Genomic DNA, 18954 nt, shown 5'->3' on the forward strand with positions numbered 1-18954 from the left:
ACCAAAACCCAAGTAAAGCCAAAACAATATGTTTTGGCTTTTTTATTTACCTAATCTTTTCCATTTATTGTACTAAAGAAAGGTAAAAGTTAACAAAAACCGTATTTCATCGAATTTTATATACATTTAATCGTCAAAAAATTAACTTTTGTTAGGTTTTTTACAGTGTTTCAGTTAATATTGCTTTGTTGATTAATTAGAAATAAGGTTTTTTAACCTGTTTTTGGCAAAAAATACGCTGCCCTCTTATAGTATTTGCCATCCGTTTTATTGAAAGGTAATGTTATATAGTATTAAGAAATAGATTGATTTCCTAAAGCTAATAACATAATCTATGAAAAATATTATTTCTCAATGCAAATATATTGTGCTAGTATATTGCATTTCGATATCTTTTAATTCATTTGCTCAAACGCAAATTGATTCGGAAGACTTTGAATCTGGTAGTTTTTCTGGAACTATTTGGAATGACCCAGGTTCTGATTGTAGAATAACATCTGAAAATGAAATTTCAGGATCTTATAGTCCGTATGTAAGAGATAATTCAAGTACCTCATATATGTATACAGATGATATAGATCTTACGTCTTATACTTCTGTTACTATTGAATTTGATTATGCAACTAGAAATTTTGATAGTGGGGAGGACTTCTTTTTAGAGTTTTCAGATGATGGTGGTTCAACTTGGGACAGTACACCAATTTTAAATTACGTTTACAGTACAGATTTTAGTAATGATACAACATATACTGATGAAACTATTACAATAGAAAGTAGTACTTATAGTTTTACGTCTAATTCTAGGTTTAGGTTTAGAGGTGATGCCAATGATGATAATGAGCATGTATATTTGGATAATATTGTTATTACAGGGAATACTAGTTCTGGAGGCGGCGGAGGCTCAGGTGGATCGTCAAGTACTTGTTCTACTTATGATACTGAAGATTTTGAATCTGGTAGTTATTCAGGTACTATCTGGAATGACCCTGGTTCAGATTGTAAGATAAATTCGAGTTCCAAACTTTCTGGGACATATAGTATGAATTTGGAAGACAATACCAGTAGTTCATATTCATATACCGATGATATAGATTTAAGTAGTTATGATTCTGTAACTATAACTTTTGATTTTGATACTGATAGTGATGTTAATAGTGGAGATGATCTTTATATAGAATTCTCAGATGATGGTGGTTCAACTTGGCATAGTACAGCTGTTTTACATTATCAGGAAGGAACAGATTTCAATGATGATACCACTTATACAGATGTAACAGCCACCGCTACAAATGGTTCTCCTTATAATTTCACCTCTAACAGCCGTTTTAGGTTTAGAGTAGATATTGATGATTCAGATGGAGACTTGTATATTGATAATATAGAAATTAATGTTTGTTCAGGTTCTGGAGGATCAGGTGGATCTGGAGGTTCTTCAAGTACATGTTCTACTACTGATTCCGAAGATTTTGATTCCAGTAGTTTTTCTGGTTCTATATGGAATGATGGTGGTTCAAATTGTGGATTTGATTCTTCCTGGGTAATATCAGGTTCTGATAACGTCTATCTAAGAGATAATGAAAGTAGTTCAGTGATGTATACTGATGACATTGATTTGAGTTCCTATGATTCTGTAACCATAGAATTTGATTTTAGAACTTGGAGCTATGATTCAGGAGAGGATTTCTTTATTGAATTTTCTGACGATGGTGGTTCATCATGGGATAACACTCCTGTTTTACAATACGTACGGGGAACAGATTTTAGTGACAATAGTACAATCTATACAGATATTGTTGCTACTGCAGAAAGTTCTACATATAATTTTACGGCTAACTCTAGATTTAGATTTAGGGGTGATGCTTCTAGTAGTAGTGAATATGTTTATTTTGATAATATAGAAATTAATGTTTGTTCAAGTTCCGGAGGAAGTTCTGGTGGAACGGATACCGATGGAGATGGTATTGCTGATACGGATGATTTAGATGATGATAATGACGGTATTTTAGATACGGTAGAAGGTTATGTGGATTCTTTTGTAGCTGTATCTATTTCGCAATTGCCAAATCATATAGAAAATGATGATTTAGACAAGTTGTTTGATGGAAGTACATCATATACTGGAGACCAAGATTTAAGGATACATAGTTTTGATGTAACTCCTGGTGATTTAAATGGATCTATTTTGGATAACGCTTTAGTCATGGGTACAACGGGAGCTAATGTTATACCAACAGGAGCATATTTTACGTTGACAATGGAAAATGATGATGTTGGAGGAGAGGATGCTAGTGATATAGCAGCTGACTTGGTAAGCGAGTTGACTGATTTAGGTTTAGATCCAAATGATTTATTCCAAGGGGCATTTAATGATGTAGGTACTATAGGTTTAGATGGTAGTGATTTTGATAGAGATGGAGATGGTGATATAGATACTGCGGGCGTTGATTTTAGCCCTATGGGAGTAATTCTGCAGTTTTTTAATGGAGACCCAAGTTCAGGAGGTACTTTAATTAGCACGTCTTTTAGTCAAATTGAATTATATCAACCTAGTGGAACGCAACAACACATAGTTACTGTTACGTCTCCAACAACACACTTTGTAATTTCATCTCTCCCTGATGGAACGGGAAAGGATATTCGTTTAAATGAAATTCAAATAAATGGTTCAACAAATACTGGGTCGTCTGGAGGGTCATTAGGATTTACTACAGACCTTTCAACGGACACTGATGATGATGGTACCCCAGATTATTTAGATTTAGATAGTGATGGAGATGGTTGCTATGATTCTGTAGAATCAGGCGGAACAGATGCTGATAATGATGGAGTACTTGATGGTACGGGTTATGATTCAAATGGGCAAGTTACAGGAGGAACTGGAGGTTACAATGGTTTAGATGGAGACGAAATAGTAGGTACTCAATTAACTGTTTCATCCACCCCAAGCAATACAACAGTTTCAACAGGTAATGCAATATCGTTTAGTGTTTCTGCTTCAGCTAGAAATACAACCATATTTTCATCTGGAACTCCAGATTATACTGAAGCAAATTCTTCTAGTTCAGATTCTGGGATTAATTATCAATGGTATTTAGGAGATCCTACTTCCGGAGGAACGGCCTTAACAAATTCTGGAGTTTATAGTAATGTAGAAACAAATCAATTAGATATTAGTGATGTTACTGGATTAGATGGAAATGAATATTACATAGTCATCACCCATGATGATATTGTTTGTATAGAACAATCAAATTCAGCAACTCTTACAGTTACGGCTGCAGATCCATGTGATCCAGTGGCTTCGGGTAATACAGATACAGACGGAGACGGTGTAAGTGATGTCTGTGACGTTGATGATGATAATGATGGGTTATTAGATTGTACAGAGAAAGGGATTACTTATGGAACCATTTCTGAAGTGTTTGAATTAAGTGGAACAGCTACCGAAACATCGAGTACAGAATTTAGATTAACCGAGAATACCACAAGTCAAGCGGGTGCTGCAACAATTATTGAAAGAATCAATTTTAATAATAGTTTTTCATTTTCTTTTGATGCTTATTTAGGAGATAGCAATAGTGGAGCAGATGGTATAGCTATAATATTCCATGATGATCCAAGCGGTTCCTCTGCTGTTGGAGCAGTAGGTGAAGGTTTAGGTGCTCAAGGTATTCAAAACGGAATAGTTTTAGAACTAGACACTTATGATAATGGTTCAACAAGAGGCGATTTATCGAATGATCATGGTATGATTTGGGATTCTGATAATCAATCTGGTGCGGGTCTGTTAACAACTGCTACTGATTTGGGTGATTTAGAAGACGATACTTGGCATACCGTTACTATAAATTGGGACGCCTCAACAAATACTATAAATTATTATGTAGATAGTACTTTGGCAGGAACGTATACAGATGATTTAATAAACAATTACTTTGGTGGAAACAACTTAGTTTATTTTGGATTCTCTGCATCAACAGGAGCGGCATACAATAATCAAAGCGTTCGCTTTAATAGTGTTTGTGATATACCCTTATTTGTTGATACTGATAATGATGGTTTAGCAGATAGTGTAGATTTAGATAGTGATAATGACGGTATTCCTGATAATATTGAGGGTCAAACTACTTTAGGATATATTTTGCCAAGTGGAACCGTAAACAACTCAGGTTCTTATATAGGCTTATGGGATAACTACGGAACGGGTATTACACCTGAAGATACTGATTCTGATGATATTGAAGATTACATGGATACCAATAGTGATAATGATGACTATGATGATATAGAAGAAAATGGTATGGCTAATGCTGTTACTTCAACTGATGATGATAATGATGGTTTAGATAATGTATTTGAAACAACTGGAACCAATGATGGTACATGGGATGTGAATGAAGATATTCATGATCCTTCAGATTTATCTATACTCCCTGATACTGATTCTGATGTCAATTCAGGAGGAGATGTTGATTATCGTGATGTGGCACCCACAGTGGTTTATCCGTCTTCTGCTGCCATAGATTTTGATGGTGTTGATGATTATTTAAATGGTAATAGTATTATTGATGGTCTTAGCAATGTAACTATCATGGCATGGATTAAAATTGATGCTGAAAATGATTCTGCCTCTAAAAACACTATTGCTGGTGAGGATATTGCTTGCAGATTATTTGTTGAAGATGGAAACGAAATAGAATTCAGTATTAGAACCACTGCTGGAACTCTTAACACATTGAGTGCTGGTGAGATTAATTATGGGGAATGGCATCATGTAGCGGGTGTGTTTTCTTCAACTACAGGTAAACAAACCATTTATTTAGATGGAGAGGTAATTGAAACAGATACTAATAGCGGTAATATTGGACAAACCATTGATCCATCTTCAGACTGGACTGGCGACTTTGAAATTGGTCGTATATCTAGTTCAATAGTAGACAGACAATATTTTGATGGAGAAATTGATGAGGTTAGAATATTTAACGTGGCATTGACTGATTCTCAGATTCAAACCATGATTTATCAAGAAATAGAGGATAATTCTGGAAATGTAAAAGGTTCAATAATACCTAAGGATATTATAGATTTTGATACTGAAGCAACTATTTCATGGAGTAGCTTAGTGGCTTATTATCCAATGACAGATATTGCTTCAAATCAGGTGTCAGACTATTCAAGTAATAGCAACACTCTTACAATGCATAATATTACAACGGTGCAAGAGCAAACAGCACCATTGCCCTATAAAACAACTAGTGATGGTACCTGGGATTTAGAAGGCGCATGGCAATATGGAAATGTTTGGGATATTGAAGGTGTACCAAGTACAAGAGAGTGGTGTATTGTTAAAATTGAGAACGATGTAACTATTTCTAATTCTATATCAACTTACGGCCTAATTATAGATTCAGGAAAAACTTTAACTGTTAGTGGAAATAATTTATTGAAAAATACAGGGTATTTTGAGCTAAATGGTTCTTTAGATTTAATGAATGATTCGCAGTTAATTCAAACCCAAACCAGTGATCTGGTAACATCAGCCAATGGTAAAGCTCTTAGAAGACAGGAAGGTACCTCTAGTGCTTATTGGTATAACTATTGGTCTTCACCTACAGGGGCTACAGGAGCAACCAGTTTAATAGATAATAATGGGTCTTCAAATAACACTAACAATTCAGCATTTACATTAGATATGTTGAAAGATGGAGACGGTTTTAATTGTGAGTTTACCTCTGCGTATACCGCAAGTGGAAATATTAGTTCTTATTGGATATTTGCCTATAAAAATGGGAAGACCTATTGGGATTGGTCTAAAGTTACAACAACATCAGATATCGAGCCTGGAGTTGGTTATACTCAAAAAGGTACAGGTGTTCCATTTTCAGAGCAACAATATATTTTTGAAGGCAAACCAAATAATGGGACCATTTTAGTTAGTGCAACAGATGTAGGTGGTCCAGGGTCAGTTCAAGGAGTTTCAAAAACCACTTACCTTTTAGGGAATCCATACCCATCTGCATTAGACATTCATACATTTATAGATGATAATGCCAGTGTTATAGGGGGTACGCTTCAGTTGTGGCATCAATGGAGTGGTAGTTCACATAATTTAAATGAGTATAATGGTGGTTATGCTCAGGTAAACAAGTTAGGATCTACAAGAGCCTATCAGTTTGTTGGTATAGATGGAGCAAATAATGGATCACAAGATGGCACCTTAGTACCTTCAAGATACTTGCCCATAGGACAAGGCTTTATTGCAGAGATTATAGCCGATGGTAATGTAGAGTTTAATAACGGACAGCGTGTATTTATTTTAGAAGAAGATGCAGATGGCACATATAGTAGTGGTTCAGTATTTTTCAAGGGCAGTAAATCAAAAGGAGAAGAAAGTACAGCTAAGAGTACAAGTGATTCTAATCCGTTTAAAAAGATACGTTTAGAATTTTCATCAGTATCAGGTCCAGACACAAGGCGTGAATTGCTTTTAGGCTTTAGTGATATGACAACAGATGATTATGATTATGGTTATGATTCAAGATGTGATGAGGAGAACAATAATGATTTAAACTTAAACTTAGAGGGAGTGAATATGAACATTCAGGCTTATGGTGAGATAACATCAGATAAGTCTGTTCCTTTAAATTTTAAATCATCAGGCAGTAATACCTTTGAGATTAAGATTTCAGAATTAGAGAATATAGGTGAAGACCAAGAGATTTATATAAAAGATAATTTAACAGGCACCTATTATGATTTAAGACAAGGTTCAGCCTATGGATTTTCATCAGAGCAAGGAAAGTTTAACGAGAGGTTTGAGATAGTATTTCAATCAGAGCAGCAATCGTTAAGTGTTGCAGAAGCTAGTCATGATGCAAACTTTATTTACTATGTAAACAAGCAACGTAGAATTCATGTAAAGAAATTAAGTAGTTCAGTAACAAGAATGTCATTAATAAGTATGACAGGGCAAACGGTTATGGAATTACAAGATGTGCCTACCAATGTTTTAGAAGAAGGTATAGAAATCCCTAATGTGTCTACCGGAGCTTATGTAGCATGTTTTAGAACAGACGATAACCAAGTACTTACTAAGAAAATAGTAGTCAATTAATAATTAGTCCCTTAATCCATAAACAACTAACCTATGAAAAAATTAGTACTATTAAAATCGTTGTGCATAATTTTAGTTTTGGCATTAAATTCTATAACTGCACAAAATTCAGCGGATACTAATTTGATTCAATTTTTAGAGTCGAAGGAAGATACTAATGATATATTCTATGGTTCTTCAGTAATAAATTTCAATAATCCGTTAGCCTTAACAGCTGCCGACTTAAGTAATGTTCAATCTGGAGAAAAAGTGGTTTATTCTAATGCCGTTTTGTTTCAAGATCGCTACTATGATATTGTTTTAACTATTCTGAGTATAAATGGGGCATTCACCATTGATTGTAACAATGAACTTAGAGTAAATACTTTTGATTCTAGCAAAGACAACTATGTAACTTATTCGTTTGATTTAGTTGAGACGGGGTCAGCAATACCGTCAAATCCATTAGGTGAGCCAGCGGTTTTGTATGACGTTATTTTAGAATCGCGAGATATCGATACCCGAAGTTTTAGAGATTTTACTGAGGTGTCTGGAGTTAATCCATATACTGTTACATCTAAAGTAAAGGTAAACCTAAGTGGGACTACAAATTTAGAAAATGCAGGTTTTGCAAATGGACCGGATCCGTCAGGTTTTACTTTGTATCGTTTAAACCCAGGTTTGGTTGGTGCTAACACCGATTGGGTAGACGAACCGCATGACGGAGAAACTCATGGTGATAACCCGGATTTTTCTGTATATATGGAATTCGATCAATTTTCACATGTAGATTTATTATATGGTGCCACAGGAACAGAAGCACATACTTGGGTTAGATTAACAAACTTTGGTATGAGTGCAAAATCAAGTTTTAATAAAAAATCAGTTGCTAAAATGGATAAAGAAAATTATACCATTGGATACAATACAAATAAAAATTAATAAAAAAACCTAACAAAGAAAAAATAGTCAATTAATCAACCAAAACCCAATTAAAGCCAAAACATTATGTTTTGGCTTTTTTTATGTCTAAACATTAACGGTTTCAGGATTAATTCTTAAATTCGCAACCTTATAAGATTTAAGCGTAAATGAGTACCAAATTTCCTGAATATAAAGGACTTGACTTACCAAATGTAGCTAATGAAATACTACAATATTGGCAAGAAAATAGCATTTTTGAAAAGAGTATAACCTCAAGAGAAGGTCAAGAATCCTTCGTGTTTTTTGAAGGGCCGCCATCTGCGAATGGTCTACCTGGAATTCATCATGTAATGGCACGTGCTATTAAAGATATTTTTTGTAGATATAAAACTCAAAAAGGATACCAAGTAAAGCGTAAGGCAGGTTGGGATACTCATGGTTTACCTATAGAGTTGGGTGTAGAAAAAGAACTAGGTATAACCAAAGAAGATATTGGTAAAACAATTTCTGTTGAAGATTATAATGCTGCATGTAGAAAAGCAGTTATGCGTTATACAGACGTTTGGAATAATCTAACTGAAAAAATGGGGTATTGGGTAGATATGGAAGATCCGTATATAACCTATGAACCTAAATATATGGAAAGTGTTTGGTGGTTATTAAAACAGATTTATAATAAAGATTTACTTTATAAAGGTTATACCATCCAACCCTATTCACCCAAAGCGGGAACAGGATTAAGTTCTCATGAGTTAAACCAACCAGGAACATATCAAGATGTAACAGATACTACTATTGTAGCTCAGTTTAAGGCAAATCAAAATGCCTTACCTGATTTTTTACAAAATGAAGGTGATATTCATTTTCTAGCTTGGACAACAACGCCATGGACATTACCAAGTAATACGGCTTTAACCGTAGGTCCAAAAATTGATTATGTATTGGTTGAAACATTTAATCAATATACATTTGAACCAATAAAGGTGATTTTAGGAAAACCTTTGGTTGCCAAACAATTTTCTGGAAAATTTACCCAAGTTGAAGAAAAGGTAGAATTAGGTTCTTATAATGCAGGTGATAAAAAGATTCCTTTTTATGTTGTAAAAGAATTTAAAGGCGCTGATTTAGTTGGCATTACTTATGAGCAATTATTACCTTATACGCTACCAAATGATAATCCTGAAAATGCATTTAGAGTTATTTCAGGCGATTTTGTAACTACTGAGGATGGTACGGGTATTGTACATACTGCACCTACTTTTGGAGCAGATGATGCCTTGGTTGCTAAACAAGCTACACCAGAGGTGCCGCCAATGTTGGTGAAAGATGAGAATGATAATTTAGTACCATTAGTAGATTTACAAGGACGATTCCGCCCTGAACTGAAAGAACTGGCAGGGAAATATGTAAAAAATGAATATTATGATGATGGTGAAGCACCAGAGCGTTCTGTAGATGTTGAAATTGCTATTAAATTAAAAGAAGAAAATAAGGCTTTTAAGGTTGAAAAATATAAACACAGCTACCCTAACTGTTGGCGTACAGATAAACCAATTCTATACTACCCTTTAGATTCTTGGTTTATTAAAGTAACTGACGTTAAAGATAGAATGCATGAGTTAAACCAATCCATTAACTGGAAACCCAAAAGTACTGGTGAAGGACGTTTTGGAAACTGGTTAGCAAATGCTAATGATTGGAATTTATCACGTTCTCGTTATTGGGGTATTCCTTTACCAATTTGGAGAACAGATGATGGAAAAGAAGCCATATGTATTGGTTCTGTTGAAGAACTAAAGGCTGAAATGCAAAAGGCTATTGAAGCTGGTGTTTTAACTGAAGATATTTTTGCCGATTTTGAAGTTGGCAATATGAGTGATGAGAACTATGCAAAATTAGATTTACATAAAAATATTGTAGATCAAATTACATTGGTTTCAGCTTCAGGGCAGCCAATGAAACGTGAAAGTGATTTAATTGATGTTTGGTTTGATTCTGGTTCTATGCCTTATGCACAGTGGCATTATCCATTTGAAAATTCTAACTTGATTGATGAAGGTACTACGTATCCAGCTAATTTTATTGCTGAAGGTGTAGATCAAACTCGTGGTTGGTTTTATACATTACATGCCATTGGCACCATGGTATTCGATTCTGTGGCTTATAAGAATGTAGTGTCTAACGGATTAGTGTTAGACAAGAGTGGGTTAAAAATGTCTAAGCGTTTAGGAAATGCTGTTGATCCATTTGAGACTTTAGGGGATTATGGAGCAGATGCCACACGTTGGTACATGATTAGTAATGCAAACCCTTGGGATAATTTAAAGTTTGATTTAGAAGGTGTAGAAGAAGTTAAACGTAAATTCTTCGGAACGCTTTATAATACCTATTCATTCTTTAGCTTATACACTAATTTAGATAACTTTAGTTATGCTGAAACTGATATTCCAATAACGGAAAGACCAGAACTAGATAGGTGGATTTTATCTGAATTACATACGCTTATTAAAAAAGTAGACGCTTTTTATGCAGATTATGAGCCTACAAAAGCAGCTAGGGCTATTTCAGATTTCACCCAAGATTATTTAAGTAATTGGTTTGTACGTTTAAGTAGAAGGCGATTCTGGAAAGGTGATTATCAAGCTGATAAAATTTCAGCTTACCAAACACTTTATACCTGCATGGAAACCATAGCTAAATTAGGAGCTCCAATTGCGCCATTCTTTATGGATAAGTTGTATTTAGATTTAAATTCTGTAACCAAAAAAGAATCTTTTGAAAGTGTTCATTTAGCCAATTTCCCTGTTTTTGATGCAAGTTTTGTAGATAAAAGCTTAGAACGAAAAATGGAAAGCGCACAAACAATATCATCTTTAGTATTGTCTTTAAGAGCTAAAGAAAAGATTAAAGTACGTCAGCCACTCCAAAAAATAATGATTCCTATTGATAATGAACAGCAAAAGGAAGAGATATTAGCAGTTTCAGATTTAATAAAGCATGAGGTTAATGTAAAAGAAGTTGAACTTTTAGAGGATGCTTCAGATATATTAGTGAAACAAATAAAGCCCAATTTTAAAGCATTAGGACCTCGTTTTGGTAAGGATATGAAACTAATTGCAAATGCCATTAGACAGTTTGACGCTGGTGATATTAAAAAAATTGAACAAAGTGGTGAAATTGGTGTTGAAATTAATGGAAAAAATGTTACTTTAGGGCTTGAAGATGTAGAGATTACATCTCAAGATATTGAAGGCTGGTTAGTTGCCAATGAAGGTGCCTTAACAGTTGCCCTAGATGTAACCATTTCTGAAGATTTACGAAGCGAAGGAATTGCGAGAGAACTTATTAACCGAATCCAAAATTTACGTAAAGACTCAGGGTTTGAAGTCACAGATAGAATTGATGTGAAGCTTCAAAAAGATGAAAATATAGTAGATGCTATAGATTCTAACATGGTTTATATTAAAACGGAAACGTTGGCTGATGAGCTTGAAATAATTGATAAGTTAGATAACGGTATTGAAATTGCTTTTGATGATATAAATACCAAATTGTTTATTCAAAAACATTAAAATTATGACAAACGCAAATGTTAGATATTCTGATTCAGAATTAGAGGAATTTAGAGCTTTAATACAAGAAAAAATAGATAAAGCGCAACATGATTTAGAACTCATAAAAAGTGCATATATGAATGACCATAATAATGGTACTGAAGATACAGCACCTACTTTTAAGGCATTTGATGAAGGAAGTGAAGTAATGAGTAAAGAATCTAATTCTCAATTAGCAATACGTCAGGAAAAATTTATTCGTGATTTAAAAAATGCTTTAATACGCATTGAGAATAAAACTTATGGTGTTTGTAGAGTTACAGGAAAGCTAATTAATAAAAAACGATTAGAATTGGTGCCTCATGCTACACTTAGTATTGAAGCAAAAAACATGCAGAAATAATAAGTTTATATATAAAATTTTAAAAACGTCTCGTTATAAATCGGGACGTTTTTGTTTAAATATATGTCATTAAAAAAATCAATTGTTTTAATAATCATAATACTACTTATAGATCAGATAAGTAAAGTATATATAAAAACGCATTTTCAACTTCAACAAAGCTTTGAGGTGTTTAGCTGGTTTCAAATATATTTTATAGAAAATGATGGAATGGCTTGGGGAACAAAAATTAGTGATTTTGTTTCCTTTATAGATGATAGAACTGCTAAAGTAGCATTAACTTTATTTAGAGTGGTGGCTATTTTCGGAATAGGCTATTGGTTATTTGATGTAACAAAAAAACACAAACCTAAAGTTCTAATAATTGCAATTGCCTTAATTTTTGCAGGAGCATTAGGTAATATTATAGATTCCGTTTTTTATGGTGTTTTATTTAATGATAGTTATGGTCAAGTAGCTACATTTTTATCAGAAACAGGAGGTTATGATAGCCTTCTACATGGTAAAGTTGTAGATATGCTTTATTTTCCATTAATAGAAGTAGATTTACCAAGTTGGTTGCCCTTTTATGGTGGCAAACGCTTTAACTTTTTTGAGCCTGTATTTAATGTAGCTGATGTTGCAATTAGTACAGGTTTTATAATGCTAATTGTATTTAATAAAAAGGCATTTCCTAAAGCAGAAATAGAAGTTTAAATTCATTAAGTAAGTATTTTTCTACTTAATTTGTATTGATTATATTTAGGTTCTCAACCTAAATAATCCATTGATGAATTTAAAAATCCTCCTTGGGGCTTTTATACTATCGTTTTGTAGTTTAAATAGTCTCAAAGCCCAAAACACTTACGATATTGTTTTTCCGCAAGCGAATAGAAATCAAGTTTGCCAATCATGTACTAATATTTTTAGGCAAATGCCAAAAGAAGTTAGGTTTTCTATAGTAAGAGAGCAATCTAATTTATACTTCAGAATAAACGACAAAAAATGGTTTGACATGCTTTTTAAAAACCCAGGAGATGGTATAGCCATTGATGTTGTTAGCAAAAAAAGATATAATTGTAATGAAACAACCACACCTTCACAAATTAAAGGGGTTTTGCTTAAACCAGTTTATGGCGCCAAATTAAGAAACTTACTAAAGCCTGCTAGTGAAAATTGGTTTTGGGCACATGTGGGTAGGATACCGGAGACTCTGTTAAATGAAGAATTAGAGTTCAACATCTTGTTTCTTAGTAATAAGAATATGTGTAGGTATCAAACTATTTACAATTTGGAGTCATACCTGTGGGAATTATTAGATATGGGTATGTATTTAGATTCCTTAACATATAATACTAAGCAAATAAAACCAAGTTCAAGCGAAGGATACATACTTAAAAACAAAACCCTAAAGTTTACCATTCCGTTTGAAAAGAATAAATCTGAGTACTCCCATGAAGACATAAAACCTCTTTACGATTCCTTACATTTAACAGATTTCAATATAAAAACAATTAAAATTAAAGCATATTCATCTGTTGAAGGTAGCTTAGAGCGTAATGTTGAATTACAAGAACAGCGGGCAAGTACTATTGCAGCTGCATTACAAACCTTTCAAAAACCAGCAATAAAAACTGAAATATCTTCATCTGAAAATTGGGTAGAATTTTTAAATGATACAAAAGATACTAACTATAGTTATTTAAGTGAGCTAAGTAAAGCTGATGTTAAGACCAAATTGGCTGGAGCACTTTCTAAGGAAATGGAACCCATTTTAAAACATCATAGAAAAGCACTTATAGAATTAGGTTTAGAGAAGAAAGATAAATACAAAAGTATGACCGCTGATGCATTGTTGTTAAAGTTTAATGATGCAATAATTAATGAGGATTTAAACCAAGCGAACGAGATACAGAATTCCATTTTTGAAAAACTTAAAGGAAAGGAAATTTCACCAGATTTTCTTAAGAAAATGAACATTCCCAAACAGTTGAAATTTGCTAAAATATTTAATAAAAATTCAGCTTACAGGTATATGTTAGATGTTAGAATGGCTGTTATTGTTTATAACGAATTATTAGAATTAGAAAAACTTGTACCAAAAAATGCTGAGGTTAAATATAATATTATAGCCATAAAAATTAGGTTGTGGGACTATAACTGGGTAGATGTAAATGAGACTAAGCTAAAAAACGAAATCAATGGGTTAAAGAATTACGGAATTGATGCCTCACTTATATCCAGAATGATGGTGAATTATCATCTTATTAAAGCTAAGAATTTAATGCAAAAACGAGATTATTCAGGGAAAGATGCATCCGTTTCATATATCAATAAGAATTACAAAAACTTCGTCCTATCGGATTACGATTATTTAAGTTTAGCACAGTTTTTTAGCTATTATGCTAATTCCGATATGGCAATTGCGCTTCTAGAAGAAAAGGCTAGAAGTATTGATATTGATGAAGATTTACTGTTCTACTATTTAAATCATACTTTAATAAATAAAGAGCTTACTTATCAAACTGATTATAGAACGATAATGCTGAACGCTATCAATATTAATAAAGAACGTTATTGTAAACTTTTTAATTCCATTGAAAATGGAGGTGTAACGTTTCAGTTACTGGAAAATGAATATTTGAAAGAAACTTATTGTGAGAATTGTGGGGAAAATTAGAATAATTGTAATTTTAAAATCTATAAACCCGTTCTGGAGTAACACAATAATCCAACCTAATGTCACCATCAAAAACATCACTAATTTCATTTTCAGCTTCAAAAAAAGATAGGCCTATTTTTATAGTTTCTGGTTTGCAGTTGGCTAAAAACCTATCATAAAACCCTTTGCCATACCCTACACGGTTGCCTTTTTTATCAAAAGCAAGCAGTGGAATGAAAACCACGTCAATTTTTTCATTTTGTATTTCAATACCATCAATTGGTTCAGGGATATTGTAATGGTTCTTTTTAATTTTAGTACCGTCAGTTAGTAAAAAATGGGTCATTTCACAGGTTTCAAAATTACTTTTAGAAACTAGAATATTTTTGTCTTTTCCAGAAAGGATACTCAAAATATGATCAGTTTGTACTTCTTTTTGTTCTTCTATGGCTAAAAAAATATGATAAAAAGAGTGTTCCCAAATAGGCAGTTTTAGAAGTTGGTTGGCAATACTAATACTTAAATCGTCTATATGGTTTAACGATAAATCTTTCCGAAGTGTTTTATATGTTTTTCGTAATTCAGCTTTTGTCATTTAATTTGGTGCTAACATGAAAGAGAGCATCTCCTTGATATACTATAGGTGCTTCGTTTATATTAATTATATATCCAGAGTTAGGTGATTTAACAAAATAATTAAGTTTTCCATATGGGTCAGTAATATTACCTAATAAATCACCTTTTTGAACCTTAGAGTTTAACTTTATTGTTGGTTTAAACATTCCAGAGTATTTTGCTCTTACCCATTTACTCTCTTTTATAAAAACACATGGTTTTTTAGGTGCAGAGCTTTTAAATTTTGAGTTTAACATCTCAAGATGTTTTAAAATACGTTTCGCACCATTAACGCCCGTATTTGTTACAATATCATCAATATGAAATGATTTTCCTCCTTCAAAAAGTAATAAGGGTATGTTAAGTTTATAGCAGGTGTTTCTAAAAGATTTGTTTAGGTTTTTAGAATATAGTACAAACGGTGCACCAAATATTTTTGCAAGTTGCTTAAGTTCAATATCATCTTCAACTATGCGAATTTGAGGTGCGTTAAACCTATCTGAACCGCCAGTATGGAAATCCATGATATAATCTACATGTGGTATTACTTCATGTATTAATTTATAGGCTACCCTACTGGCTAAAGCACCTTTTGGACTTCCCGGAAATACACGGTTTAAATCCCTTCCATCTGGAAATTCTCTATTTAAATTTATAAAACCAAAAATATTGATAACAGGCATGCAAATAATGGTACCACGTTTAGGTTTGTTTATTTCTTTGGCAATAAGCTGACGCACAATTTCTACGCCATTAACTTCATCACCATGAATACCTGCTGTAAATAAAACGGTTGGTCCTGGTTTTTTAGAACGTTCAATTATAACAGGAATGTGAACAGGTGTTGAGGTGTGTAAATTTGCCACATCGAAACTTACCTCCTTGCTTTCTCCAGGAGCTATAGTTTCATTTAGAATCGTTAAGACTTCTTTTTCAATACTCATATATCAATTTCATTCGTTTATAGACTTAACCTCGGTTTCTTTCAATGTAAGTAATAATATTTCTAGCAATATTTTTTCCAGTTGCTGTTTCAATACCCTCTAGACCTGGAGTAGAATTCACTTCTAAAAGCAAAGGTCCTCTAGCAGATTGTAACATGTCAACACCACAAACAGGAAGTTTTAAAGCTTTAGAAGCTTTCATCGCAACCTTAATTTCGGCTTCACTAAGTTTTACTATTTCTGCACTACCACCTCTGTGTAAGTTAGAACGAAACTCTCCTTCTTTACCTTGCCTTTTCATAGCGCCAACCACATGACCATCTACAATTAGGGCGCGTAAATCTGCACCTTTAGCTTCTGCAATATATTCTTGAACTAATGCTCTTGCTTGTAAATCGTTAAAAGCTTCTAAAACTGATTCTGCTGCATTTCGGCTTTCAGCCAAAACAACTCCTAAACCTTGGGTGCCTTCTAATAATTTTATAATTACAGGTGTGCCACCAACATGAGATAAAACTTGATCAATATCTCTAGAATAGTTTGTAAATACGGTTTTTGGCATACCAATACCTGCTTTAGATAGTCTTTGAAAACTACGTAATTTATCTCTTGAGCGAATTATGGCATCAGAGGTTGCAGATGTAAAAACATTCATCATTTCAAATTGTCTTACTACTGCACAACCAAAAAAAGTAACAGAAGCTCCAATTCTTGGTATAATAGCATCAACATAATCTAAGTAGCGGTCTTTGTAGTAAATTGTAGGTTTTTCTTTTTCAATAATTAGGTCACACTTTAGAGGGTCTATCACCTCCATATCATGACCTCTATTTTCACCTTCTTTTACAAGTCTGGCAGTAGAATATAGGTTAGCGTTTCTAGAAAGAATTACTATGTTCACTTAATGTAAAATTATAAATGCAATATACTAAAAAAGGTTTTTCAATTTTTACTATTTGCTTAATTACTATACCTTTGGTATAATGAGTGAAACACCGTTAGATATTCAGCTTAAAACTTTACCAAATGCACCAGGAGTGTATCAGTATTTTGATACAGATGGCACTATTATTTATGTGGGAAAAGCCAAAAACTTAAAAAAAAGGGTGAGTTCTTATTTTACTAAAACTCATGATTATGGTAAAACTAGAGTGTTGGTTAAAAAAATAGCGGATATTAAACACATTGTGGTGGAGACCGAGACTGATGCATTGTTACTTGAAAACAACCTTATTAAAAAGCATCAACCAAGGTATAATGTGATGTTGAAAGACGATAAGTCTTACCCATGGATTTGTATAAAGAAAGAACGTTTTCCTAGAGTCTTTTCCACCAGACTTGTTTTTAAAGGAGGTGGAGAATATTTTGGGCCTTACACTAGCGGGAAAACAGTTCACACTTTATTAGACTTAATAAAAGGTTTGTATCCGCTGCGTACTTGTAATTATGATTTAGCAGAATCAAAAATTGAATCTGGGAAGTATAAGGTTTGTTTAGAATATCATTTAGGTAATTGTAAAGGTGCCTGTGAGGGAAACGAGACTGAAGCGCAATACAATGAAAATATTAAAGCCATCAGGCAAATTTTAAAAGGGAATTTTAAAGATTCTTTGCATCAATTTAAGGTTCAAATGAAGCAATATGCCGAAAACATGTTGTTTGAAGATGCTCAAAAAATTAAAGAAAAGATTGAAGTTTTAGAAAATTACCAAGCACGATCTACTATTGTAAACCCTAAGATTAGTAATGTTGATGTGTTTTCTATAATGAGTGATGAAACTTATGGTTATGTAAACTTTTTGCAGCTCTCTTACGGTTCTATTATCAGATCACATACTTTAGAGATTAAAAAGAAATTAGATGAGACCGATAAGGAATTATTGGAGTTAGCTATTACCGAAATTAGACAACGCTTTCATTCAAATTCAAAAGAAATTTATGTGCCTTTTGAAGTTGACTTAGGGGATAAAATTAAGGTGACTATTCCAAAGTTGGGTGATAAGAAACATATTTTAGATTTATCTCTTAGGAATGCCAAGTATTACAGAATGGAGCGTTTTAAGCAGGATAAAATTGTTGATCCCGATAGGCATGCAAACCGTATAATGGCACAAATGAAAGCCGATTTACGATTGGGTGAAGAGCCCCGTCATATTGAGTGTTTTGATAATTCAAACATTCAAGGAACAAATCCGGTTGCAGCATGTGTGGTGTTCAAAAACGGCAAGCCTAGTAAAAGAGACTATCGTCATTTTAATATAAAAACAGTTGAAGGACCCGATGATTTTGCTTCCATGGAAGAAGTGGTTTACCGGAGGTATAAAAGATTGCTGGATGAGTCACAACCATTACCACATTTAATTATTATTGATGGAGGGAAGGGGCAGTTGTCATCAGCACTTAAAAGTTTAGATGCTTTGGAATTAAGAGGTAAAATAGCAATTATTGGAATTGCTAAACGTTTAGAAGAATTATTCTATCCAGATGATCCAATTCCCTTATATTTAGATAAGAAAAGTGAGACGCTAAAAATTATTCAGCAATTACGAAATGAAGCGCACCGTTTTGGTATTGAACATCACCGAAATAAACGAAGTAAAAGTGCGTTAAATACGGAGTTAGAAACTATACCTGGAATTGGGGAAAAAACGGTAGTAGAGTTATTAAAAAAATTCAAATCGGCTAAACGAGTTGCTAATGCCAAATTAGATGAATTGGAAGCAGTGGTTGGGAATTCAAGAGCTGAAAAGGTTTATAATTATTATCATGAGAAGTAATTA

10 protein-coding genes are annotated in these 18954 nt (G+C 33.3%); 7 read left to right on the forward strand and 3 right to left on the reverse strand.

The genetic code is table 11. The features are described from left to right. Positions 1-334 precede the first annotated feature (334 nt). The 6 genes from N1F78_RS07215 (at position 335) to N1F78_RS07240 (ending at position 14633) form a co-directional block, all read left to right on the forward strand. On the forward strand, positions 335-7114 hold the full coding sequence (locus tag N1F78_RS07215; RefSeq protein ID WP_406685501.1) for a lectin-like domain-containing protein: 6780 nt from the start codon (positions 335-337) through the stop codon (positions 7112-7114). Between the two features lie 33 nt (positions 7115-7147). Continuing rightward, a complete protein-coding gene (locus N1F78_RS07220; protein WP_406685502.1) occupies positions 7148-8035 on the forward strand; it encodes a hypothetical protein in 888 nt (295 codons plus the stop codon). A gap of 149 nt (positions 8036-8184) precedes the next feature. Then, positions 8185-11589, forward strand: a complete 3405-nt coding sequence (ileS, locus tag N1F78_RS07225) for an isoleucine--tRNA ligase (protein WP_406685503.1) — start codon at positions 8185-8187, stop codon at positions 11587-11589. A 4-nt stretch (positions 11590-11593) separates the two neighbouring features. Then, positions 11594-11974 (forward strand): TraR/DksA family transcriptional regulator, encoded by a 381-nt coding sequence (locus N1F78_RS07230; protein WP_406685504.1) that lies wholly within the window; start codon positions 11594-11596, stop codon positions 11972-11974. 63 nt (positions 11975-12037) lie between these two features. Next, positions 12038-12670, forward strand: coding sequence for a lipoprotein signal peptidase (locus tag N1F78_RS07235; protein ID WP_406685505.1), 633 nt, complete (start codon positions 12038-12040; stop codon positions 12668-12670). Positions 12671-12743: 73 nt separating this feature from the next. Next, on the forward strand, positions 12744-14633 hold the full coding sequence (locus N1F78_RS07240) for a hypothetical protein (protein WP_406685506.1): 1890 nt from the start codon (positions 12744-12746) through the stop codon (positions 14631-14633). 13 nt (positions 14634-14646) lie between these two features. Here the strand turns inward: N1F78_RS07240 and N1F78_RS07245 are convergent, their stop codons facing one another. The 3 genes from N1F78_RS07245 to rimK are packed head-to-tail and all read right to left on the reverse strand — an operon-like array spanning position 14647 to position 17075. Beyond that, positions 14647-15210, reverse strand: coding sequence for a 5-formyltetrahydrofolate cyclo-ligase (locus N1F78_RS07245; protein WP_406685507.1), 564 nt, complete (start codon positions 15208-15210; stop codon positions 14647-14649). Continuing rightward, positions 15197-16174 (reverse strand): succinylglutamate desuccinylase/aspartoacylase family protein, encoded by a 978-nt coding sequence (locus tag N1F78_RS07250; RefSeq protein WP_406685508.1) that lies wholly within the window; start codon positions 16172-16174, stop codon positions 15197-15199. Before N1F78_RS07250 ends, N1F78_RS07245 begins: the two co-directional genes overlap by 14 nt. A gap of 25 nt (positions 16175-16199) precedes the next feature. Further along, complete coding sequence (gene rimK / locus N1F78_RS07255) at positions 16200-17075, reverse strand: 30S ribosomal protein S6--L-glutamate ligase (RefSeq protein ID WP_406685509.1); 876 nt, start codon at positions 17073-17075, stop codon at positions 16200-16202. An 82-nt stretch (positions 17076-17157) separates the two neighbouring features. Here rimK and uvrC point away from each other — a divergent pair, with 82 nt between their 5' ends. Continuing rightward, positions 17158-18951: an excinuclease ABC subunit UvrC gene (gene uvrC / locus N1F78_RS07260; protein ID WP_406685510.1), complete on the forward strand. Its 1794-nt coding sequence runs from the start codon at positions 17158-17160 to the stop codon at positions 18949-18951. The last annotated feature ends 3 nt before the right edge of the window (positions 18952-18954 follow it).

The organism is Seonamhaeicola sp. MEBiC01930, assembly GCF_045277075.1.
GTDB lineage: Bacteria > Bacteroidota > Bacteroidia > Flavobacteriales > Flavobacteriaceae > Seonamhaeicola.